19 protein-coding genes are annotated in these 17,298 nt (G+C 62.3%); 8 read left to right on the plus strand and 11 right to left on the minus strand.

Annotated elements, in window-relative coordinates; all coding sequences use genetic code 11:
• Positions 1 to 63 precede the first annotated feature (63 nt).
• From ACXYMO_RS17275 to ACXYMO_RS17285, 3 genes are read left to right on the plus strand one after another with little or no spacing between them, the layout of a single operon-like run.
• Positions 64 to 906 carry a DMT family transporter gene (locus ACXYMO_RS17275; RefSeq protein WP_458879982.1) on the plus strand — a complete coding sequence of 281 codons (843 nt, stop codon included), beginning with the start codon at positions 64 to 66 and terminating at the stop codon, positions 904 to 906.
• Positions 907 to 948: 42 nt separating this feature from the next.
• Positions 949 to 1,728, plus strand: coding sequence for an esterase/lipase family protein (locus ACXYMO_RS17280; protein ID WP_458879983.1), 780 nt, complete (start codon positions 949 to 951; stop codon positions 1,726 to 1,728).
• Positions 1,725 to 2,876, plus strand: coding sequence for an alpha-D-ribose 1-methylphosphonate 5-triphosphate diphosphatase (locus tag ACXYMO_RS17285; RefSeq protein ID WP_458879984.1), 1,152 nt, complete (start codon positions 1,725 to 1,727; stop codon positions 2,874 to 2,876). Before ACXYMO_RS17280 ends, ACXYMO_RS17285 begins: the two co-directional genes overlap by 4 nt.
• Before the next feature lie 2 nt (positions 2,877 to 2,878).
• On the opposite strand, the gene ACXYMO_RS17290 is transcribed toward ACXYMO_RS17285, so the two are convergent.
• The 3 genes from ACXYMO_RS17290 to ACXYMO_RS17300 all read right to left on the minus strand — a co-directional run bounded on the left by ACXYMO_RS17290 (position 2,879) and on the right by ACXYMO_RS17300 (position 4,762).
• A complete protein-coding gene (locus ACXYMO_RS17290; protein ID WP_458879985.1) occupies positions 2,879 to 3,946 on the minus strand; it encodes a 5-(carboxyamino)imidazole ribonucleotide synthase in 1,068 nt (355 codons plus the stop codon).
• Positions 3,939 to 4,427: a 5-(carboxyamino)imidazole ribonucleotide mutase gene (gene purE, locus ACXYMO_RS17295; protein ID WP_458879986.1), complete on the minus strand. Its 489-nt coding sequence runs from the start codon at positions 4,425 to 4,427 to the stop codon at positions 3,939 to 3,941. The genes ACXYMO_RS17290 and purE overlap by 8 nt, the downstream gene beginning before the upstream one ends.
• Before the next feature lie 110 nt (positions 4,428 to 4,537).
• Complete coding sequence (locus tag ACXYMO_RS17300; protein WP_458879987.1) at positions 4,538 to 4,762, minus strand: YdcH family protein; 225 nt, start codon at positions 4,760 to 4,762, stop codon at positions 4,538 to 4,540.
• A gap of 163 nt (positions 4,763 to 4,925) precedes the next feature.
• Between ACXYMO_RS17300 and ACXYMO_RS17305 the strand changes: the two genes are divergently transcribed.
• From ACXYMO_RS17305 to ACXYMO_RS17320, 4 genes are all read left to right on the plus strand, one after another.
• Positions 4,926 to 5,339, plus strand: a complete 414-nt coding sequence (locus ACXYMO_RS17305; protein WP_458879988.1) for an Hsp20 family protein — start codon at positions 4,926 to 4,928, stop codon at positions 5,337 to 5,339.
• A 3-nt stretch (positions 5,340 to 5,342) separates the two neighbouring features.
• A complete protein-coding gene (locus ACXYMO_RS17310) occupies positions 5,343 to 5,567 on the plus strand; it encodes a DUF1150 family protein (RefSeq protein WP_458879989.1) in 225 nt (74 codons plus the stop codon).
• 98 nt (positions 5,568 to 5,665) lie between these two features.
• On the plus strand, positions 5,666 to 6,553 hold the full coding sequence (locus ACXYMO_RS17315; RefSeq protein ID WP_458879990.1) for a PhzF family phenazine biosynthesis protein: 888 nt from the start codon (positions 5,666 to 5,668) through the stop codon (positions 6,551 to 6,553).
• A 6-nt stretch (positions 6,554 to 6,559) separates the two neighbouring features.
• Positions 6,560 to 7,426, plus strand: a complete 867-nt coding sequence (locus ACXYMO_RS17320) for a glycosyltransferase family 10 domain-containing protein (RefSeq protein WP_458879991.1) — start codon at positions 6,560 to 6,562, stop codon at positions 7,424 to 7,426.
• A gap of 165 nt (positions 7,427 to 7,591) precedes the next feature.
• On the opposite strand, the gene ACXYMO_RS17325 is transcribed toward ACXYMO_RS17320, so the two are convergent.
• The 3 genes from ACXYMO_RS17325 to trxB all read right to left on the minus strand — a co-directional run bounded on the left by ACXYMO_RS17325 (position 7,592) and on the right by trxB (position 12,203).
• Positions 7,592 to 9,307, minus strand: a complete 1,716-nt coding sequence (locus tag ACXYMO_RS17325; RefSeq protein WP_458879992.1) for a bifunctional sulfate adenylyltransferase/adenylylsulfate kinase — start codon at positions 9,305 to 9,307, stop codon at positions 7,592 to 7,594.
• Positions 9,308 to 9,517: 210 nt separating this feature from the next.
• Entirely contained in the window at positions 9,518 to 11,161 is a 1,644-nt protein-coding gene (locus ACXYMO_RS17330) for an adenylate/guanylate cyclase domain-containing protein (RefSeq protein ID WP_458879993.1), read from the minus strand.
• Between the two features lie 97 nt (positions 11,162 to 11,258).
• Positions 11,259 to 12,203, minus strand: coding sequence for a thioredoxin-disulfide reductase (gene trxB, locus ACXYMO_RS17335; RefSeq protein WP_458879994.1), 945 nt, complete (start codon positions 12,201 to 12,203; stop codon positions 11,259 to 11,261).
• 214 nt (positions 12,204 to 12,417) lie between these two features.
• Between trxB and ACXYMO_RS17340 the strand changes: the two genes are divergently transcribed.
• On the plus strand, positions 12,418 to 12,918 hold the full coding sequence (locus tag ACXYMO_RS17340) for an Lrp/AsnC family transcriptional regulator (protein WP_458879995.1): 501 nt from the start codon (positions 12,418 to 12,420) through the stop codon (positions 12,916 to 12,918).
• Between the two features lie 3 nt (positions 12,919 to 12,921).
• Here the strand turns inward: ACXYMO_RS17340 and ACXYMO_RS17345 are convergent, their stop codons facing one another.
• From ACXYMO_RS17345 to lgt, 5 genes are all read right to left on the minus strand, one after another.
• Positions 12,922 to 13,713, minus strand: coding sequence for a Hint domain-containing protein (locus tag ACXYMO_RS17345; RefSeq protein WP_458879996.1), 792 nt, complete (start codon positions 13,711 to 13,713; stop codon positions 12,922 to 12,924).
• Positions 13,714 to 14,068: 355 nt separating this feature from the next.
• Positions 14,069 to 14,221 (minus strand): hypothetical protein, encoded by a 153-nt coding sequence (locus ACXYMO_RS17350; protein ID WP_458879997.1) that lies wholly within the window; start codon positions 14,219 to 14,221, stop codon positions 14,069 to 14,071.
• Positions 14,222 to 14,502: 281 nt separating this feature from the next.
• Complete coding sequence (pgeF, locus tag ACXYMO_RS17355) at positions 14,503 to 15,258, minus strand: peptidoglycan editing factor PgeF (RefSeq protein ID WP_458879998.1); 756 nt, start codon at positions 15,256 to 15,258, stop codon at positions 14,503 to 14,505.
• Positions 15,255 to 16,322, minus strand: a complete 1,068-nt coding sequence (locus ACXYMO_RS17360) for a class I SAM-dependent methyltransferase (RefSeq protein WP_458879999.1) — start codon at positions 16,320 to 16,322, stop codon at positions 15,255 to 15,257. The genes pgeF and ACXYMO_RS17360 overlap by 4 nt, the downstream gene beginning before the upstream one ends.
• A complete protein-coding gene (gene lgt, locus ACXYMO_RS17365; protein WP_458880000.1) occupies positions 16,319 to 17,215 on the minus strand; it encodes a prolipoprotein diacylglyceryl transferase in 897 nt (298 codons plus the stop codon). The genes ACXYMO_RS17360 and lgt overlap by 4 nt, the downstream gene beginning before the upstream one ends.
• Positions 17,216 to 17,298: the final 83 nt, after the last annotated feature.

Raw genomic sequence — 17,298 nt, forward strand, 5'->3', positions numbered from 1 at the left:
CCACACGCAACCGTGCGGTCCAAGACCCTTGCGCTTTGGCCCGAAATCCGGCCCAGTGCGCATATGCGTTTGTTTTTGCTTATCCTTCTGACAATGTGCGCCTTTGCGGCCAATTCCATCCTGAACCGTCTTGCGGTCGATGGGGGTCATGCTGATCCGGCAAGTTTCGCGGTGATCCGCGTGCTTTCCGGGGCGGTCGCGCTTGTTGTCCTGGCACGTCTGCGGGGGCGCCTGCTGACATGGGGGCTGCGCCAGCGGGCCGTCGGCGCGGGGACGCTTGCGCTCTATATGGTCGGGTTTTCCGTGGCGTACCTGACGCTGGATGCCGGGCTGGGGGCCCTGATCCTGTTCGGCGTCGTGCAGATGACCATGTTCACAGTCTCTGCCATGAGCGGAACCCGCCCGCCGCCCCGCCAACTGAGCGGCGCGGCCGTCGCCTTTGTTGGTCTGGTTCTGGTACTCTGGCCCGGAGCAGAGGGTGGTGTCACGTTGCGCGGTGCCGCCTTCATGATCGCCGCTGGCATTGGCTGGGGCCTTTATTCCCTGGCGGGTCGCAGCGAACCGGACGCCCTGACCGGGACGGCGGCCAACTTTTGCCTGGCCCTTCCGTTGACCTTGCTGGCCCCGCTTATCGCCGGAGTGCCCATGCTGATTCAACCCACAGGACTCGCCCTGGCTGTCCTGTCCGGCGCGGTCACATCGGGCATGGGGTATGCCTTGTGGTACAGTCTTTTGCCGCGCCTGTCGGCGTCGTTTGCAGCGACATTGCAACTCAGCGTGCCGGTCATCGCCGTGGCCGCAGGTGTGGCTTTTCTGGGGGAAACGGTCGGTCTGCGCTTTGTCGTCGGCGCGGCGCTGGTCCTGGGGGGCATCGCGCTGTCCCTGCGCAAAACACCGGGGAATTAGCCGACCTTCCATGACCGGCAAAATCGGCGTATGCCAGCGCCCATGCGATGGTTGATTGCCCTGCTCCTGTTCCTGCCCCTGCCTGCTGCAGCCGACTGTGTCGTGCTGCTGCATGGTCTGGCGCGCACCGATGCGTCCTTTGCCATCATGGAGGAGGTTCTGTCCGCGCGCGGCTATGAAGTGTACAGCCCTGCCTACCCGTCGACCGATCTGCCCATTCCCGAGCTGGCAGAAACAACGCTTCCGAATGCGTTCAAGCTGTGTGGCGATCAAACCGTGCACCTCGTGTCCCATTCCATGGGCGGCATCCTCATCCGCTATTGGCTCAAGGATCATCGCCCGGAAAACCTGGGCCGTGTCGTCATGCTGGGCCCGCCCAACCAGGGCAGCGAACTGGTGGATGAACTGGGCGACATCGCCGTGTTCGGCCTGTTGAACGGCCCCGCAGGCCTGCAACTGGGGACCGACGAAAACAGCCTGCCCCGCCATTTGCCACCCGCCGATTACACGGTCGGGATCATCGCCGGATACCACACGCTGAACCTGGTGTTTTCCGCGATCATCCCCGGCCCCGATGACGGCAAGGTGTCGGTCCAGTCCACCTTCGTGCGCGGCATGGTCGATCACGTCAGCCTTCCGGTGACCCATACGTTCATGATGAACAACCCGCGCGTCATTGCCGAAACGCTCCACTTCCTTGAATTCGAGCGCTTTCACGCCGAAATCTCGTGGGTGGACGCGATGGCCGAATTGGTGAATGAAACCTGCCGGGGGCTGGGTCTCTGCGAAGACGGCACACAGGAGGGAGAGCCCAGCCGATGACCCCGTTGGAGATGGACCTGACCGGCGCCGAGGTCCTGCACCCAGACGATGGAGTGCGGCGTGCGCCCCTGTCCCTGTCCGGTGGGCAGGTCGTGGGCGACACGACCGGGCGGGCGGTGGACCTGACCGGATACCTGGTTCTGCCGGGCATCATCGACCTGCATGGCGACGGGTTCGAACGCCATCTTGCGCCGCGTCGCGGCGCGATGAAGCAAATGACCGAAGGCGTCATCGCGACCGAGGCGGAACTGGCGGCCAACGGGATCACCACCGCCGTTCTGGCGCAGTTCCACAGCTGGGAAGGGGGCTTGCGCGGCCCTGACTACGCCGCGCAGGTGTTCGAGGCCATCCGCGCCGTGCGCGGCGATCTGGTGACCGACCTGCTGGCGCAATTGCGGTTTGAAACCCATATGCTGGACGATTACGCGGACCTGCCCGCACGAATCGCCCAATGGGGCGTGTCCTATGTCGTGTTCAACGACCACCTGCCGCATGATCGTCTGGCCGAAGGGCGCAAACCGCCCCGGCTGACCGGTCAGGCGCTCAAGGCCGGGCGCAACCCGGACCGTCATTTCGCAATGCTGCTTGACCTGCACGCGAACACGGATCGCGTACCTGCGGCACTGGACGACATTTGCGCCAAACTGTCCGCGCAGGGAATCCGCATCGGCAGCCATGATGACCACAGCGCCGAGGATCGCAAGATTTGGCATGCGCGCGGGGCCAGGATTGCCGAATTTCCCGAAACCGCCGAGGCGGCGGAAACCGCCCGCGCACAGGGGGATCATATCGTTCTGGGCGCGCCCAACCTGGTGCGGGGCGGATCGCATAAGGGCAATGTCAGCGCACTCGATCTGGTTGCCATGGGCCTGTGCGATGCGCTGGCGTCGGATTATCACTACCCGTCGCCGCGCCGTGCCGCGCTGATGCTGGCCCAAAGCGGGCTTTGCGACATGGTACAGGCCTGGGCGCTGGTCTCCTCGGGGCCCGCGCGGGTTCTGGGGCTTGAGGACAGGGGGCAGTTGATACCGGGCCAGCGCGCTGATCTGGTGATCCTCGACGCCGGTACAAAACGCGTTGCCGCCACCATGGCGGCGGGGCGGTTCAGTTACCTGAGCGGCGATGTGGCGGCGCGTTTCTTCGCCTGATCCTAGCGGACAATCCGGTTCACATGGCCCATCTTGCGGCCTGGCTTGACCTCGGCCTTGCCGTAAAGATGCAGCGCGGTATCAGCCGCACCCGCAAGGGCGGGCACCCGGTCCATGTCATCGCCGATCAGGTTTTCCATCACCACATCCGCATAGCGCTGCCCGTTGCCCAGCGGCCAGCCAACCACGGCGCGGATATGCTGTTCGAACTGGTCCACGGTGCAGCCGTTCTGGGTCCAGTGGCCCGAATTGTGCACGCGCGGGGCGATTTCATTGACGATCAATCCTTGGGCGGTGACAAACAGTTCGACCCCCAGAACCCCAACGTAATCCAGCGCATTCAGGATGTTGGCGGCCAGCAGAACCGCATCGGTGCGCTGTGACGGGCTCAGCCGGGCAGGGACCGTAGTGGTGTGCAAAATACCGTCGCGGTGCACGTTTTCACCGGGATCGAAACAGGCCACATCGCCGGTCACGCCGCGTGCCGCAATGACCGAAACCTCGTGGCTGAAATCCACGAACCCTTCCAGCAGGGCGGGCGCGCCATTCATTTCATCCATGGCGTGCGCGGCATCCTCGACCCGGTTCAGTCGTGCCTGTCCCTTGCCGTCATAGCCGAACCGGCGGGTCTTGAGGATCGCGGGCGCGCCGATGTCGCTCAGCGCTGCCTTGAGCGCGGGAAGATCGGGAATGTCGGCAAAAGGCGCGGTTTTCAGGCCCAACCCTTGCAGAAAAGTCTTTTCCGTCAGGCGGTCCTGACTGATCCGCAGTGCCTCGCGCCCCGGACGGATCAGGCGGTGCCGTTCCAGAATGTCCAGCGCGGTGGTGGGGATGTTTTCGAACTCATAGGTGATCACATTGACCGACTGCGCGAAGGCCTCAAGCGCGGCTTTGTCCTCGTAAGAAGCGGTTGTCAACTGCGCCGCAACCTGACCGGCGGGCGGGTTGGCGCCCGGTTCATAGATATGGCAGGCAAACCCAAGCCGCGCCGCCGCGACCGACAGCATCCGGCCCAACTGACCGCCGCCCAGAATTCCGATTGTGGCGCCTGTGGCCAAGGGGTCAGTCATCGCTCGGCTCCTCGGGGATCGAGGCCGAAAGCGCCGCACGCCAGTTGTCCAGCCGCTGGGCAAGCGCCGGGTCCTGCAACGCCAGAATGCCCGCGGCCATCAGCCCCGCGTTGGCCGCGCCCGCCGCGCCGATGGCCATGGTGGCGACCGGAAAGCCGCGCGGCATCTGCAGGATGGAATACAGGGAATCGACACCCGACAGGGCACGTGTCTGCACCGGAACGCCGATCACCGGCACACGCGTCTTGCTGGCCATCATGCCGGGCAGATGTGCAGCCCCGCCCGCGCCCGCGATGATCACCTGCAACCCGCGGTCGACGGCGGTTTTGCCATAGTCCCACAACCGGTCCGGCGTGCGATGGGCCGAGACGATTTTGGCCTCATATGGCACGTCCAGCGCGTCCAGAATTTCGGCGGCCTCCTTCATCGTCGGCCAGTCCGATTGGCTGCCCATGATGATGCCTACTTGGGTCTTTTGCATAACCTGCCCTCGTCGTGAAAGAGCGCGCACTATAGCCAACCCAATGGCTTAGGCAATGTCACGTTGCATATCTGTGTCCGGGGTTGCAGCCATGCCGCGCCTGACCGTGATCAGGCAATGATATCGGGGGTCAGCCGGTCCTCGATCTGGGCGATCAGGTCCTTGAGCCTGAGCTTTTGTTTTTTCAAGCGCCGGATCGTCAACTGATCGCCTGTTCCTTTTTCAACAAGGGCTTCGATCGCCTGATCCAGATCGCGGTGCTGACGGCGAAACACTTCCAGTTCCACACGTAACACATCGTCGGTTTTCATCGACAGATCAGTCGGGGCATTCATCAGGGCGACTCGCGGGTAAGCTTCTGGCGAGCCTTCACTTTACAGGGAGAAGATGTTTTCGCCTAGACCTTGTTAATGCTGGGATTTCTTCCCATATTCCTCTTGCGCGGTTGCCGAACCGGGACCGTGCGCACCGTCGCTTTCGTATCAAAGGACGTATCACGTGTCGAAACTTACACTGGGCTCACACCCGCATATGCTGGGATTTGAGCAATTGGAACGCCTGCTGGAACGTACTGCAAAGTCCGGCAGCGAAGGTTATCCTCCGTTCAATATCGAGCAGACATCAGACCATTCCTATCGCATCACCCTGGCCGTGGCTGGATTTGCCGAGGATGAGCTGGCGATCACCGTTGAAGACCGGCAACTGGTGATCCGTGGACGCCAACGCGACGACAGCGAAGGCCGGGTTTTTCTGCACCGCGGTATCGCGGCACGCCAGTTTCAGCGCGTCTTTGTGCTGGCCGAGGGTGTCGAGGTCGGCGAGGCGATCATGGAAAACGGTCTTTTGCACGTCGATCTGACCCGTGCGGTTCCAGATGCCGTGGTTCAGACGATCAACATCAGGAAAGGGTAAGACATGAACACTCCATTTGATTTCGACGATTCGGACAGCCGCATTGTGTACGTCAAAACGGTTGCTGTTGCGGATCTGCCCAGCGAATTGCGCGACGAGGCGGGCGAGTTGGAACAGCTCTATGCCGTGCACGACGCTGAAGGTCAGCAACTGGCGCTGGTTGCCACGCGTCAACTTGCGTTCACGCTTGCGCGTCAGAACGATTACGCCCCCGTCGCGGTGCATTGATCGGATCGGCCCCAAGGGGCAATAATCACATCTTGCGCCCCGCGTGCTGAACCGCCATGCCTGTGGCACATGGGTTAAAAAGCGACGCGGGGCGACATATGCCGGAATTTCAGTTCGACTGGGTCGATGCCTTTTCCGACCGGGCTTTTGGCGGGAACGGATGTGCCGTGGTGCATGACGGCGCGGGGCTGGATGACCAGACCTGCATGAATTTCGTGCGCGAAACCTCACTTGTCGAATGTACATTCACTGGTCCGTCGGACGTGGCGGACGTGCGGGTCCGGTATTTTCTGGCCAGCCGTGAAATCCCGTTTGCCGGACATCCCACCATTGCTACCGTCGCCGCGATGAAAGACCGGGGCATGATCAAGGGCGGTGACCTGGTTCTGGAAACCGGCGCCGGGCTGGTGCCGATCCGGATCACGGACGATCAGATCGAAATGACCCAGGTCGCGCCGCAGTTCGGGCCGATGGTCGAGCCTGAGATGGTCGCCCAGGCGATCAACCTGACACCCGAAGATATCATTGCGCCGCCGCAGATGGTGTCGACCGGATTGCCGTTCTGTATCACGATATTGCGCGATCATGCCGCCCTGCGCGCCGCGCGGATCAACCCCGAGGCCTTACGCGCGCTGGCGGCATCAAACGGGTATGACGGCGACGACATGGCCGAACCCTTCCTGGTGACATTGAAAGGCGCGACCGAGGCGGGTGAGACGTTTTCGCGGCTGCTTCTTGCGCCGCCCAGCCCGCCCGAGGACCCATTCACAGGGTCTGCGACAGGGGCGATGGCGGCCTATCTCTGGCATCACGGAATGATTGCGGGGGACAGTTTTGTCGCGCAACAGGGCCACTGGATGGACCGGCCCGGCCAAGCGACAGTCACACGTGTCGGCTCGCCCGATGCAATGACGGGCGTGCGCGTGGCAGGCGCCGGGTTCGTGTTGATGCGGGGCAGCGTTTCGCTCCCTGCCGGGCGGGGATAGGTGCGTATGACCGACCAGGACCCTGCCATCGCCATCCTGCCCTATGGCACGCCGCAGAATGTGACACTGGCCGCGCGCTCGACAGAAGATCTGATCTGGCCGCTGGGGTGTCCGGCGCGTCTGAAAGGGGCCACCGTGGGCGATATGGGCGCGGCGGATCACCTGATCGTCTATCCCAAGACCATCTCCCATTTCAGCCCGCGCCGCGGGCTGCGGGCGCAGATTTCGCTGATCCTTGGCGAACCGTCGATCATTCACACCAAGCACCTGAATTTGCTGCGCGTGACGCACCGGCGCTTTTTTCGGGTGCTGACGTTCAATGAAACCCTTCTGGGCCGCATTCCCAACGGCATTTTCTTTCCTTTCGGCTCAACCTGGGTGCCCGAATGGCGTGATCTGCCGCTGAACAAGACCGAGATGACCTCACTGATCGCCTCGGCAAAGCGCGACACGACGGGCCATAAACTGCGCCACAGCGTGGTGGACTGGATCCGCCAAACAGGTCAGCAGGTCGAGGTCATGGGGCGCGGATACACCCCGTTCGAGCGCAAGGCCGACGGGCTTGCGCCGTTTCGCTATTCGGTAGTGATCGAGAACATGCGCGAGCCGAATTATTTTTCCGAAAAGCTAGTCGATGCGGTGCTATGCAGCACGGTGCCAATCTATTGGGGGTGTCCCAACCTGGACCGGTTTGTCGATCCCGACGGCATCATCCAATGTGCGTCGCTGGAGGATATCCAGCGTGCGGTGCAATCGGTGTCCGAGCGGGATTTTGAAGAGCGCCTTCCGAAAATTCAGGCAATGCAGCCGGTTTTGGACAGCTTTGGAGATATCGACAAGCGCGCAGCGCAGGCCATTCGCGACAGTCTCTGACCGCAAAGGCGCGCCTGCGGCGCATTCGATTTGCTTGCGGCACTGCGTGCCGGTTGGGGCGCTGCCCCAAACCCCGGAGTTTTTGGGCAAGATGAAGGGGGTCAGGAAAGAAAAAACCCCGCAGCCCGAAGGCGCGGGGTTTCGGCATGGTCAAGACGGGGCGGATCAGCCCGAAATCAGGCCCATGTTTTCCAGTTTCAGAAGAACCTGGTGGGCGCAGTTGTCCACATCGGTGCCTTCGGTTTCGACCCGCAATTCGGGGTTTTCGGGAACGTCATAGGGGTCGGAGATGCCTGTGAATTCCTTGATCTTGCCTTCGCGGGCCAGTTTGTAGAGCCCCTTGCGGTCGCGGCGTTCGCATTCTTCGATGCTGGTGGCCACGTGGACCTCGACGAAGGCACCAAAGGATTCGATGTCTTCGCGCACGGCCCGGCGGGTGGTGGCATAGGGTGCGATCGGGGCACAGATAGCGATACCGCCGTTCTTGGTGATCTCGGAGGCCACATAGCCGATGCGGCGGATGTTGAGGTCACGGTGCTCCTTGGAGAACCCCAGTTCCGAGCTGAGGTTCTTGCGGACGATGTCGCCATCGAGCAGTGTCACGGGGCGACCGCCCATTTCCATCAGCTTGACCATCAGAGCGTTGGCAATGGTCGATTTTCCCGAGCCCGAGAAACCGGTGAAAAACACGGTGAAGCCCTGCTTGTTGCGCGGCGGACGGGTCCGGCGCAGTTCGTTGACCACCTCGGGGAAGGAGAACCATTCGGGGATTTCCAGACCTTCGGCCAGACGGCGGCGCAGTTCGGTGCCCGAGATGTTCAGGATGGTCACGTCATCCTTGTCGGCGATTTCATCCATGGGTTCATACTGGGCGCGTTCCTGCACCCAGACCATGTGTTTGAAGTCGACCATTTCGACGCCGATCTCGTCCTGGTGTTTGCGGAACAGGTCCTGCGCATCATAGGGGCCGTAGAAATCTTCACCGGCAGAATTCTTGCCGGGTCCGGCGTGGTCGCGGCCGACGATAAAATGGGTGCAGCCGTGGTTCTTGCGGATCAGTCCGTGCCAGACGGCCTCACGCGGGCCGGCCATACGCATTGCCAGGTTGAGCAGCGACATGGTGGTGGTGGCGGCCGGATATTTGTCCAGCACGGCCTCGTAACAGCGCACGCGGGTGAAGTGGTCGACATCACCGGGTTTGGTAAGTCCCACGACCGGGTGGATCAGCAGGTTGGCCTGTGCCTCGCGCGCGGCGCGGAAGGTCAGTTCCTGGTGCGCGCGGTGCAGCGGGTTGCGCGTCTGGAAGGCCACGATACGACGCCAGCCCAGCTTGCGGAAATAGGCGCGCAATTCGTTGGGCGTGTCGCGGCGGGCGCGGAAATCATAATGGATCGGCTGCTGGATGCCGGTTACCGGGCCACCCAGATAGATTTTGCCGGCGGTGTTGTGCAGGTAGTTCACGGCCGGATGGGCATCGTCATCGGCGCCGAAAACCATTTCGGCCTCGTGCGATTTGTTCGGCTCCCACCTGTCGGTGACAGTCATGGTGGCCAGAATGACGCCTTCCTGATCACGCAGGGCGATATCTTCGCCAAGTTCCAGGCCCTTGGCGAAGTCCTCGGTAACATCCAGCGTGATGGGCATCGGCCACAGGCTGCCATCGGCCAGGCGCATGTTGTCGACGACGCCGTCGTAATCCGCCTCGCTCATGAACCCTTTCAGCGGGTTGAAGCCGCCATTCATCAGCAATTCCAAGTCACAGATCTGGCGCGGGCTCAGGTCGTGACTTTTAAGTTCACCTGCCTCAACTTTCAATTTCTGGGCAGAGTCGTGGGAAACATACAGCTCGGGGATCGGAGCCAGATTGCTAAGCATGGTCATGTGAGAACTTTCAGTTTTGCGTGTGCGGCATGGGGCCGTGTGACCCGGTCGGGCAGCGCATAGACCCTGTCGGCGGCAGAAGTCTAGGTGAAGTTTCGGGTTTTTGCGTCATTATGCGGATTTGGCGGCGAAAAACGCCGTTGAGGCCCGGTTTTGGCCCCTAAACTGGCCGGATTGGCGATTTTTGGCCTGTTTTGGCCGTGTCCATGGTCACCTGGCCAGAAGCTGTTCCAGATCGCGCGCCTTGGCGATGGGCAGCGACTCGACCGGGGTGCGCACGCCGCGCAGGTCCATCCGGGTCAGGGGCAGGTCGGCAACGTCAATTCCGGCACTGCTCAGGACGGTCGAGGAGACAAGAACCTCGACCCCGATATCCTTGGTCTTGGCCTCAAGCCGGCTGGCGGCATTCACCGTTTCACCAATGATGGTGCGGGGTGCATTTCCGGCGGCGCCGATTTCACCCAGAACGAGGTTGCCCAGATGCAGGCCGATCCCGATACGCAACTCCGGGGCACCCTCGCGGGCGAGGCTTTGGTTGAACGTCTCCAGCGCGGCGCCGATCCGGGCGGTGGCCTGCAATGCGGCGCGGGCCGAGCTGGATTCATCCGCCGTTTCAAACAGCGCCAGCAGCCCGTCGCCCAGGTATTTGTCAACCACCCCGCCGGTGCCGGTGATGGCCGGAACGATCGCATCAAAGAACCGGTTCAACAGGAACACGACATCATAGGGCAATTGCCCCGTGGTGCGCGCGGTAAAGCCGCGAATGTCCAGAAACAGAACCGCCATGCGCCGTTCCTGACCGGCGCTGGCATGGGCGCGGGCGCGGCGTCCGTCGGGGCGGAACACGCGAAACACCGTCATCGGATGGCTTGGGCGGATTTGGCATGCCAGCCGCGTGCCCGGCGGTGCGTTCACCGCCTGAAGGCTGCGCAGTTCCGCGTCGCTGGGCGGGTGGAGCATATCGGCGCCGTCCTCTATCACGACTCGGCAGGTGGTACAGCGCCCGCGCCCGCCGCACAGCGCGGTGTGTGCCACGCCGTGGGCGCGCGACATTTCAAGAAGGGTGGGCCCGCGTGCTGCGCTGATGTCGGGGCCGTCAACATAGCGCACCCTGACCGATCGGCGGCGCCCGATGATCTTTCGCCCAAAATGCACCACTGCGGTCAGGATCAGTGCCGCCCAGATCACCTGCAGGGTGACCTCGGTTATGCGGGCGAGTGCGGCAAAGGTTGCGCCACTGGGCCAGTTGAACTGCTGCAGCAAGGTGCCCCACTGCGCGCTGTCGGTCTGGAGCGCCGCCAACCGCCGACCCTCGGTCAGAAACCCGGCCAGCGCAAAGGAGGGTACCAGCACCATCGCGGCAACCAGCAGGGGTTGCGCGCGCCGCCACCACGGCAGGTTGCGTAACCAATAATGCAGGCCAATACAGCCATGGGTCCAGACGATCAGCAGCAACAGGCTCTGGCGCCAGCCATCGGGGGTGCCAAAGATCAGGCCAATCAGATACCCCATCCGATCATTCACATCGAACAGTTCATGTGCCGCGCGGGTGTAAACCACGTGTGCCGTCAGAAACAATGGGATCAACAGGCCCAGAGCGATCTGCATCGCCTCGCTCAGAGGCATTCGCAGGGTTCGCCGCCCAGCCAGCTTGACCAGGGCCAGCCCCGCATGGATCAACAGCGCCCCATATAGCAGAACCGAGCCCGGCCAGCTGCGGGTGATGACCTGCCGCCACTCCTGACCGCGCTCCAGCAAGTCGGGCGAGATCAGCCCGAACCCGATGTTCAGGAAATGAAACAGCGCATAGGTGAACAGCACGAGACCCGACGCGATGCGCAAACGGGTTGCCAAATTGCCTCGCCACAGGACGTTCACGCCGCCCGACCTCCGTCCTTGCGCAGTGTCGTCAAACCTTGCGGCGGGGCATGGGCCGGGTCAAGGGCGTGGATCAGTCATCCTGCTCGGCAAGGAAACGTTCGGCATCCAGCGCGGCCATACAGCCCATTCCGGCGCTGGTGACGGCCTGACGATAGACGTGGTCGGTCAGATCGCCCGCGGCGAACACGCCGGGCACCGAGGTTTCGGTGGTTCCCGGTTTGGTTTCCACGTAACCGCCGTTGTGCAGGTCCAGGACATCCTTGACCAGTTCGTTGGCCGGGGCATGCCCAATGGCCACGAAAACGCCCTTGCAGGGAATTTCGGTCACTTCGCCGGTTTGCACGTTCTTGATCTTCACGCCCTCAACGCCCAGCGGGCTGTCGGTGCCGATGACCTCGTCCAGTTGGTGATGCCACAACGGTTCGATCTTTGGATTCTTGAACAGTCGGTCCTGCAGGATCTTTTCGGCGCGCAATTCGTCACGGCGGTGGATCAGCGTGACCTTGCTGGCGAAATTGGTCAGGAACAGCGCCTCTTCGACGGCGGTGTTGCCCCCCCCGATCACGACGATTTCCTGCCCGCGATAAAAGAACCCGTCACAGGTGGCACAGGCGGACACGCCAAAGCCCTTGAATTTTTCTTCGGACGGAAGGCCCAGCCATTTGGCGCGCGCGCCGGTGGCCAGGATGACCGCGTCGGCGGTATAGACCGTGCCGCTATCACCGGTGGCGGTAAAGGGGCGTTTGGACAGGTCCAGATCGGTGATGATGTCGCCGATGATCTCGCATCCCATGGCCTTGGCGTGGGCCTCCATCCGAACCATCAGATCGGGGCCCTGAACCTCGGTATCGCCGGGCCAGTTTTCGACCTCGGTCGTTGTGGTCAACTGTCCGCCGGGCTCGATCCCCTGCACCAGAATGGGGTTCAGCATGGCGCGCGATGCGTAAACACCCGCCGTGTAACCGGCCGGGCCGGACCCGATGATCAGAACCTTGGTGTGACGTGTTTCGGCCATGACTTTTCCCGCTTGGTGAACATGACGGCCCACTGCCGCCGGGCTTTGCATATAGACGGCGATGAAACGGGCTTAAACCCCCTTTGCACGGTGATGTGACCGCAGGGCAGGGCCTGACGCTCAAAGATGTGCGAATATTATTGCGCGCAGACGAAACATTATTGCGCGCGCCTCTGGCGCTGCTATAAGAACCGCAAACCTCAGGGGGAAATTCATGGTCACCACGCGACTCGATCCTATTGATCGCAAAATCCTGTCAGAACTTCAGGACGACGGGAGAATGACCAACGTGGAACTGGCGCGCCGTGTCGGCATTTCCGCGCCGCCCTGTCTGCGCCGGGTGCGCACCCTGGAAGAATCCAAGCTGATCCGCGGATATCATGCCGAGGTGAATGAGCGCGAGCTTGGCTTCGAGGTGCAAGTCTTTGCCATGGTTGGGCTGGACAGCCAGGCCGAGGCCGAACTCAGCGCCTTTGAGGATCGTTGCCGCCAATGGCCGCTGGTGCGAGAATGCCACATGCTGAACGGTGAGGTGGATTTCATCCTGAAATGCGTCGCCCCCGATCTCAGCAGCTTTCAAAGCTTCCTGACCGGCGAATTGCTGACCACGCCCAATGTGGCCAGCGTGAAAACGTCGTTGGTGATCCGTGTCGCCAAGGACGAACCCGGCGTTCCCTTTGATGTACTCGAAGAACGGCTCAGCCAGAATCCCTGAAGCTCAGGCGGTCATGGCCGCCCCACCAATGACGTCACTGTCAGAGCGCGGGTAACACATCGGCCCGAAATCGCTGAAACTGTCCACGTGGCTGAACATGGTCAGGAAAAGTGACCGCAACGAATGGTTCACGATCTTTCCGGCGTCTTCGCCCGGATGATAGGTTTCAAACTCAAGCCCGCCAATACAGATGGTGCTGTGCGTCTTCAGGCACAGGTGGAACATTTCCACCGCCGTCGGCGGCGCGGTTTCGATCACATTGTTGCCGTCTATGAATTCGCGCACCGGGGTCAGCATCTGGATGCCGCCGGCCACGCCGCGCATGTGTTCGGGGGTGTAAAGCAGCCGTGCCGACGGACCCGTCACCACAAAGGACATCGGGCGCTGCATCCCGAAGGAATCGGCCATGATGCGGGTCAGGTGCATGTTGCGCCCTTGCGGACCGGGGCGTCCGGGAACAATCGTGGTGCTTCCTTTCCACAGTAGCGGCTGGGCGTCGCCCTGTGCTGTGATCACCTCGTCGCCCGGCAGGATGTCTTCGATCGCGACGGGCCCTTGTGATGTCTGGATCATGGTGCCGCGTGAGAACGCACAGAACGCATCTTCGAACAGCGGCAGGGCAGGGGCAATGTGACGGGTTTCGGCAATATTGCCATTGGGCAGAAGCGAGCTCACCTCGTAGCGGCGCAATTGCGGTTTGGGACGCGCGCGCAGGGCTGCAGGATCACCATCGACAGGGGAAGTGGTTCTGATAGCGCGCTGCGCAGCACGCGACAGCGAGGCGGGGATCGTCATGGGGTTCGGCCCTTTCAATTCGGGTCGATCTGCGTCGGCCCCCACCGACAACGACAGACCAACAAGTACTCGTTAGCTGGTTCTGCGATATGGAACAAATGGCGGGTTTCCGCTTAATTTGTCAATAAGATTTGACAACTGACGCAACGGCAGTTGCCAATTTGTCAAAAGGCGCGGGATTGTTCCTGAAACAGTGTGTAATGCACCGGTAAGCTCCCAAGAAAAGTTGTCCAAAAGCCGCGAAAAAACCCGCCCCGTCAGGGACGAGGCGGGCTCTTTTACCCGGCCGGACGGGGGCAGCAACCGGCTGGGGTTCGCGAAAAGGTGCGGCCCGAAGGCCGCGGAGGGAAAACCGTTATCCCAGTCGCGCCTGGCGCGATGAACTGTTGTCTGTGGACCGGCGCGCGATCATCTGTGCGCGGCGTGCGCCCCGGCTCCAGGGCATCTCCGTTTCGCCTTTGCGGGTTGTTTCGACAACCGATTTGATAAAGCGCGACTTGCGGGTCATTGTTTCTGTTTCCTACTGCTGCCCCGGGCGTGTGCCCAGATTGTTTCTTGAAGCCACTGTCTGCCCGCAATCTGGCAGCCATTTGGCGCGCAGAAGGAAATTCACCAAGTCTGGCGAAAAAATCGGCGACAGGGTCAAAGCTGTGTACCGGCATCAATTCAAGATATTGTAAATAAATGGTAAAATTTTAAATGTCGGCCGGGTATTCGACGGTCTGTGTCGCTGTAGACCGCTTGAAATATGGCGCAAATGGGTCGCCATTGGCCATATTTGCGCCCGTGCTACAGCCGGATCGCCGATATCAGCCGGCCGTAATCGGCCTCTTTCTCATGCGTGCTGCGGCGGTAGGAATAGAACCGGTCGGCATCCGAATAAGTGCAATGGCGCGTCCATTCCGCATGACCGATGCCCGCGCGCCGCAACCGGTGCAGACCAAAGGCGGGCAGGTCAAATTGCATCCGGTCCTCGGCCCCACCTGCAAAGAACTGCGCGTTTTGGGGGTCGTCAGCCATGAATTCGTCGAAAAACTCCGGGCCCACCTCATAGGCGCGCTGGCTGATGCTGGGGCCGATCACGGCAATCGTGTCTTCCCGTCTGGCGCCCAGCTCTTCCATTGCCTCCAGCGTCGCTTCCAATATGCCGTCGAGCGCCCCACGCCATCCAGCATGGGCTGCGCCCACCACCCCGGCGTCGTGATCGGCGAACAGAACCGGCTGGCAGTCGGCCGTCAGAATCGACAGCGCCACGCCGGGCGTGGCCGTGACCATGGCATCAGCCCGCGGTTTGCCGTCCAGCGGGCCATCGACCCTGAGAACATCGGCCGTGTGGGCCTGATGAACGCCAATCAGGGCCTCGGGCGGGACGGCCATCGCCTGGGCCACGCGGGCGCGGTTGATGGTGACCATGTCGCTCTGATCCGACGACCCGGCGCCACAGTTCAGACCCTTGAACACACCCGAAGACGCACCGCCACGACGGGTAAAGAATCCGTGATGGGCAGGGATCAGGTGTTCCGATGTGAGAATTTCCAGCGTCATGGGTCCAATCCGGGGGGCGCGGTTGCTGATTCAGGATAAAGGCCAAGTACCTTGAACAGGTTTCCCATTTCCCCGGGGTGCGTCAACCGGCGATGTGCACTGACGACCTGGTCCAGCGCCTCGCCGCTCTTTTGCTCGGCCAATGTCTGCGCGCGGTGCGTAATCCCGAGGCGTTCGAGGAATATGCCCTGTGGGGTCAGCCGGGTATGGGCGCACCCGGCGCGCCGCGCGGTGTCTGCGATCAGTTCGAAATCCACATGCGCGGTCAGATCGGCGGATCCGGGGGTTTCAAGAATTGGTACGCTTTTGTGATCGCGCAACGCCTGCACCGTATCCCCGAGAGAGCGCCAGTCGCCATAATCGACGATCAGCGCGGCGCCGCCATGATCGGCGATGCGCCGGGCAATCACGTCGACAATCGGCGCTGCGGCGGCGCAGTGTTCCACGATGTTCCCGGCCCGCGTATCCGCCAGCCGGTGATCCAGCGCCGGATGCGGGGCCTCGGCGGCCAGCCCGATTACCAGATCATCGCCGTTGAGCCCGATGCGCCGCTCGCACCAGCCGGTGTTGCCGCGTTGAAACTGGCGCACGGGCAAGGCATCGAAAAATTCATTGGCCACCAGAAACAGCGGCTGCGCGGGCAGGGCGTCAACGGTTTCGATCCAGCGCGGGTCGTATTGGCCAAGAGCGTCCGCTTGCGCGGCACGCAATACGGGCGAGGCTTCTAGCAGGATCACCTCGGCGGCGGCTGCAAATCCGGGAACACGTCCCGCCGCCCGCAGGGCATCGGCCATCAGCGTGCCGCGCCCCGGCCCCAACTCGGCCAGGGTAAAGCGCGGGGAACTGCCCTGATCGATCCAGGCCTGCGCCAGTGAAAGTCCGACCACTTCGCCGAACATCTGGCTGATCTCGGGGGCGGTGATGAAATCGCCCGCCACGCCCAGCGGATCGCGCGTGACGTAATAACCGAAGTCAGGGTGAAGCAGGCAGTCGACCATGTAATCGGCCATGCTGATTGGCCCGTTTTGACGGATGCGTGCGGCAATCACGCCTGCAAGGGTCATGCCGACGCGCTCCGCCGGGCCTGCAGGACGAGCCAGAGCCCCAGCACGATCATCGGCAGGGACAAAAGCTGACCCATGGTCAGACCCCAGCCCCCCACGTGCCAGGCCAGCCCCAGCGGGTTGCCGGGTTCGACGAATTGCGCATCCGGCTGGCGCACGAATTCGACCAGGAACCGCGCCGCGCCGTATCCGGCAAAGAACACACCCGCCACCCTCCCCGGCGCCCGGAACGCGCCACGCCGATAGACCAGCCACAAGAGGGCGGCACCAAGGACAAGGCCCTCCAACGCCGCCTCGTAAAGCTGCGAGGGGTGGCGCGCGCAGTAACCCGCGACGATGGTCATGCCGCAGTCCTGCGCCGCCGGGCCGGGAAAAACCACACCCCAGGGCAGGTCCGTCGGGCGCCCCCAGAGTTCGGCATTTATGAAGTTGGCCAGCCGTCCCAGCAGCAGGCCGGGCGGGACGGAATGGGCGATGAGGTCGGCCGCGCTGAGACGCGGGATCGACTGGCGCCAGGTGTAAAACCAACTGGCCGCGATCACGCCGAGCAATCCGCCGTGAAACGCCATGCCGCCCTGCCAGACCTTGAGTATTTGGGACGGGTTCTGGAGGTAGTATGCGGGCTGGTAGAACAGAACAAAACCAAGTCGCCCGCCGACGATGACGCCGATCACGATATAGGTCAGCAGATCCTCGATCTGGCGCGGGGTCAGCGGTGCATCGCCACCGGCCCAAAGTTCCGGGCGTTTGACCGCCCGCACGGCCAGCCATCCGGCGATCAGGATGCCGGCGATATAGGCCAGCGCATACCAGCGCAGGGCGAATTCCATCCCGAATAGGGTGATCGAGAAAATCTCGGGCGAGAAATCGGGGAATCTGATGGCTGCCTGCATATGCGTCTCAATGCCTCTGCGCGCGGGGCGAAGTCAACCTTGCCCCTTTGGCGCTGCGCACCCATATAAGGCGTAACACGAGA

The sequence above is a fragment of the Arenibacterium sp. CAU 1754 genome, assembly GCF_054482635.1.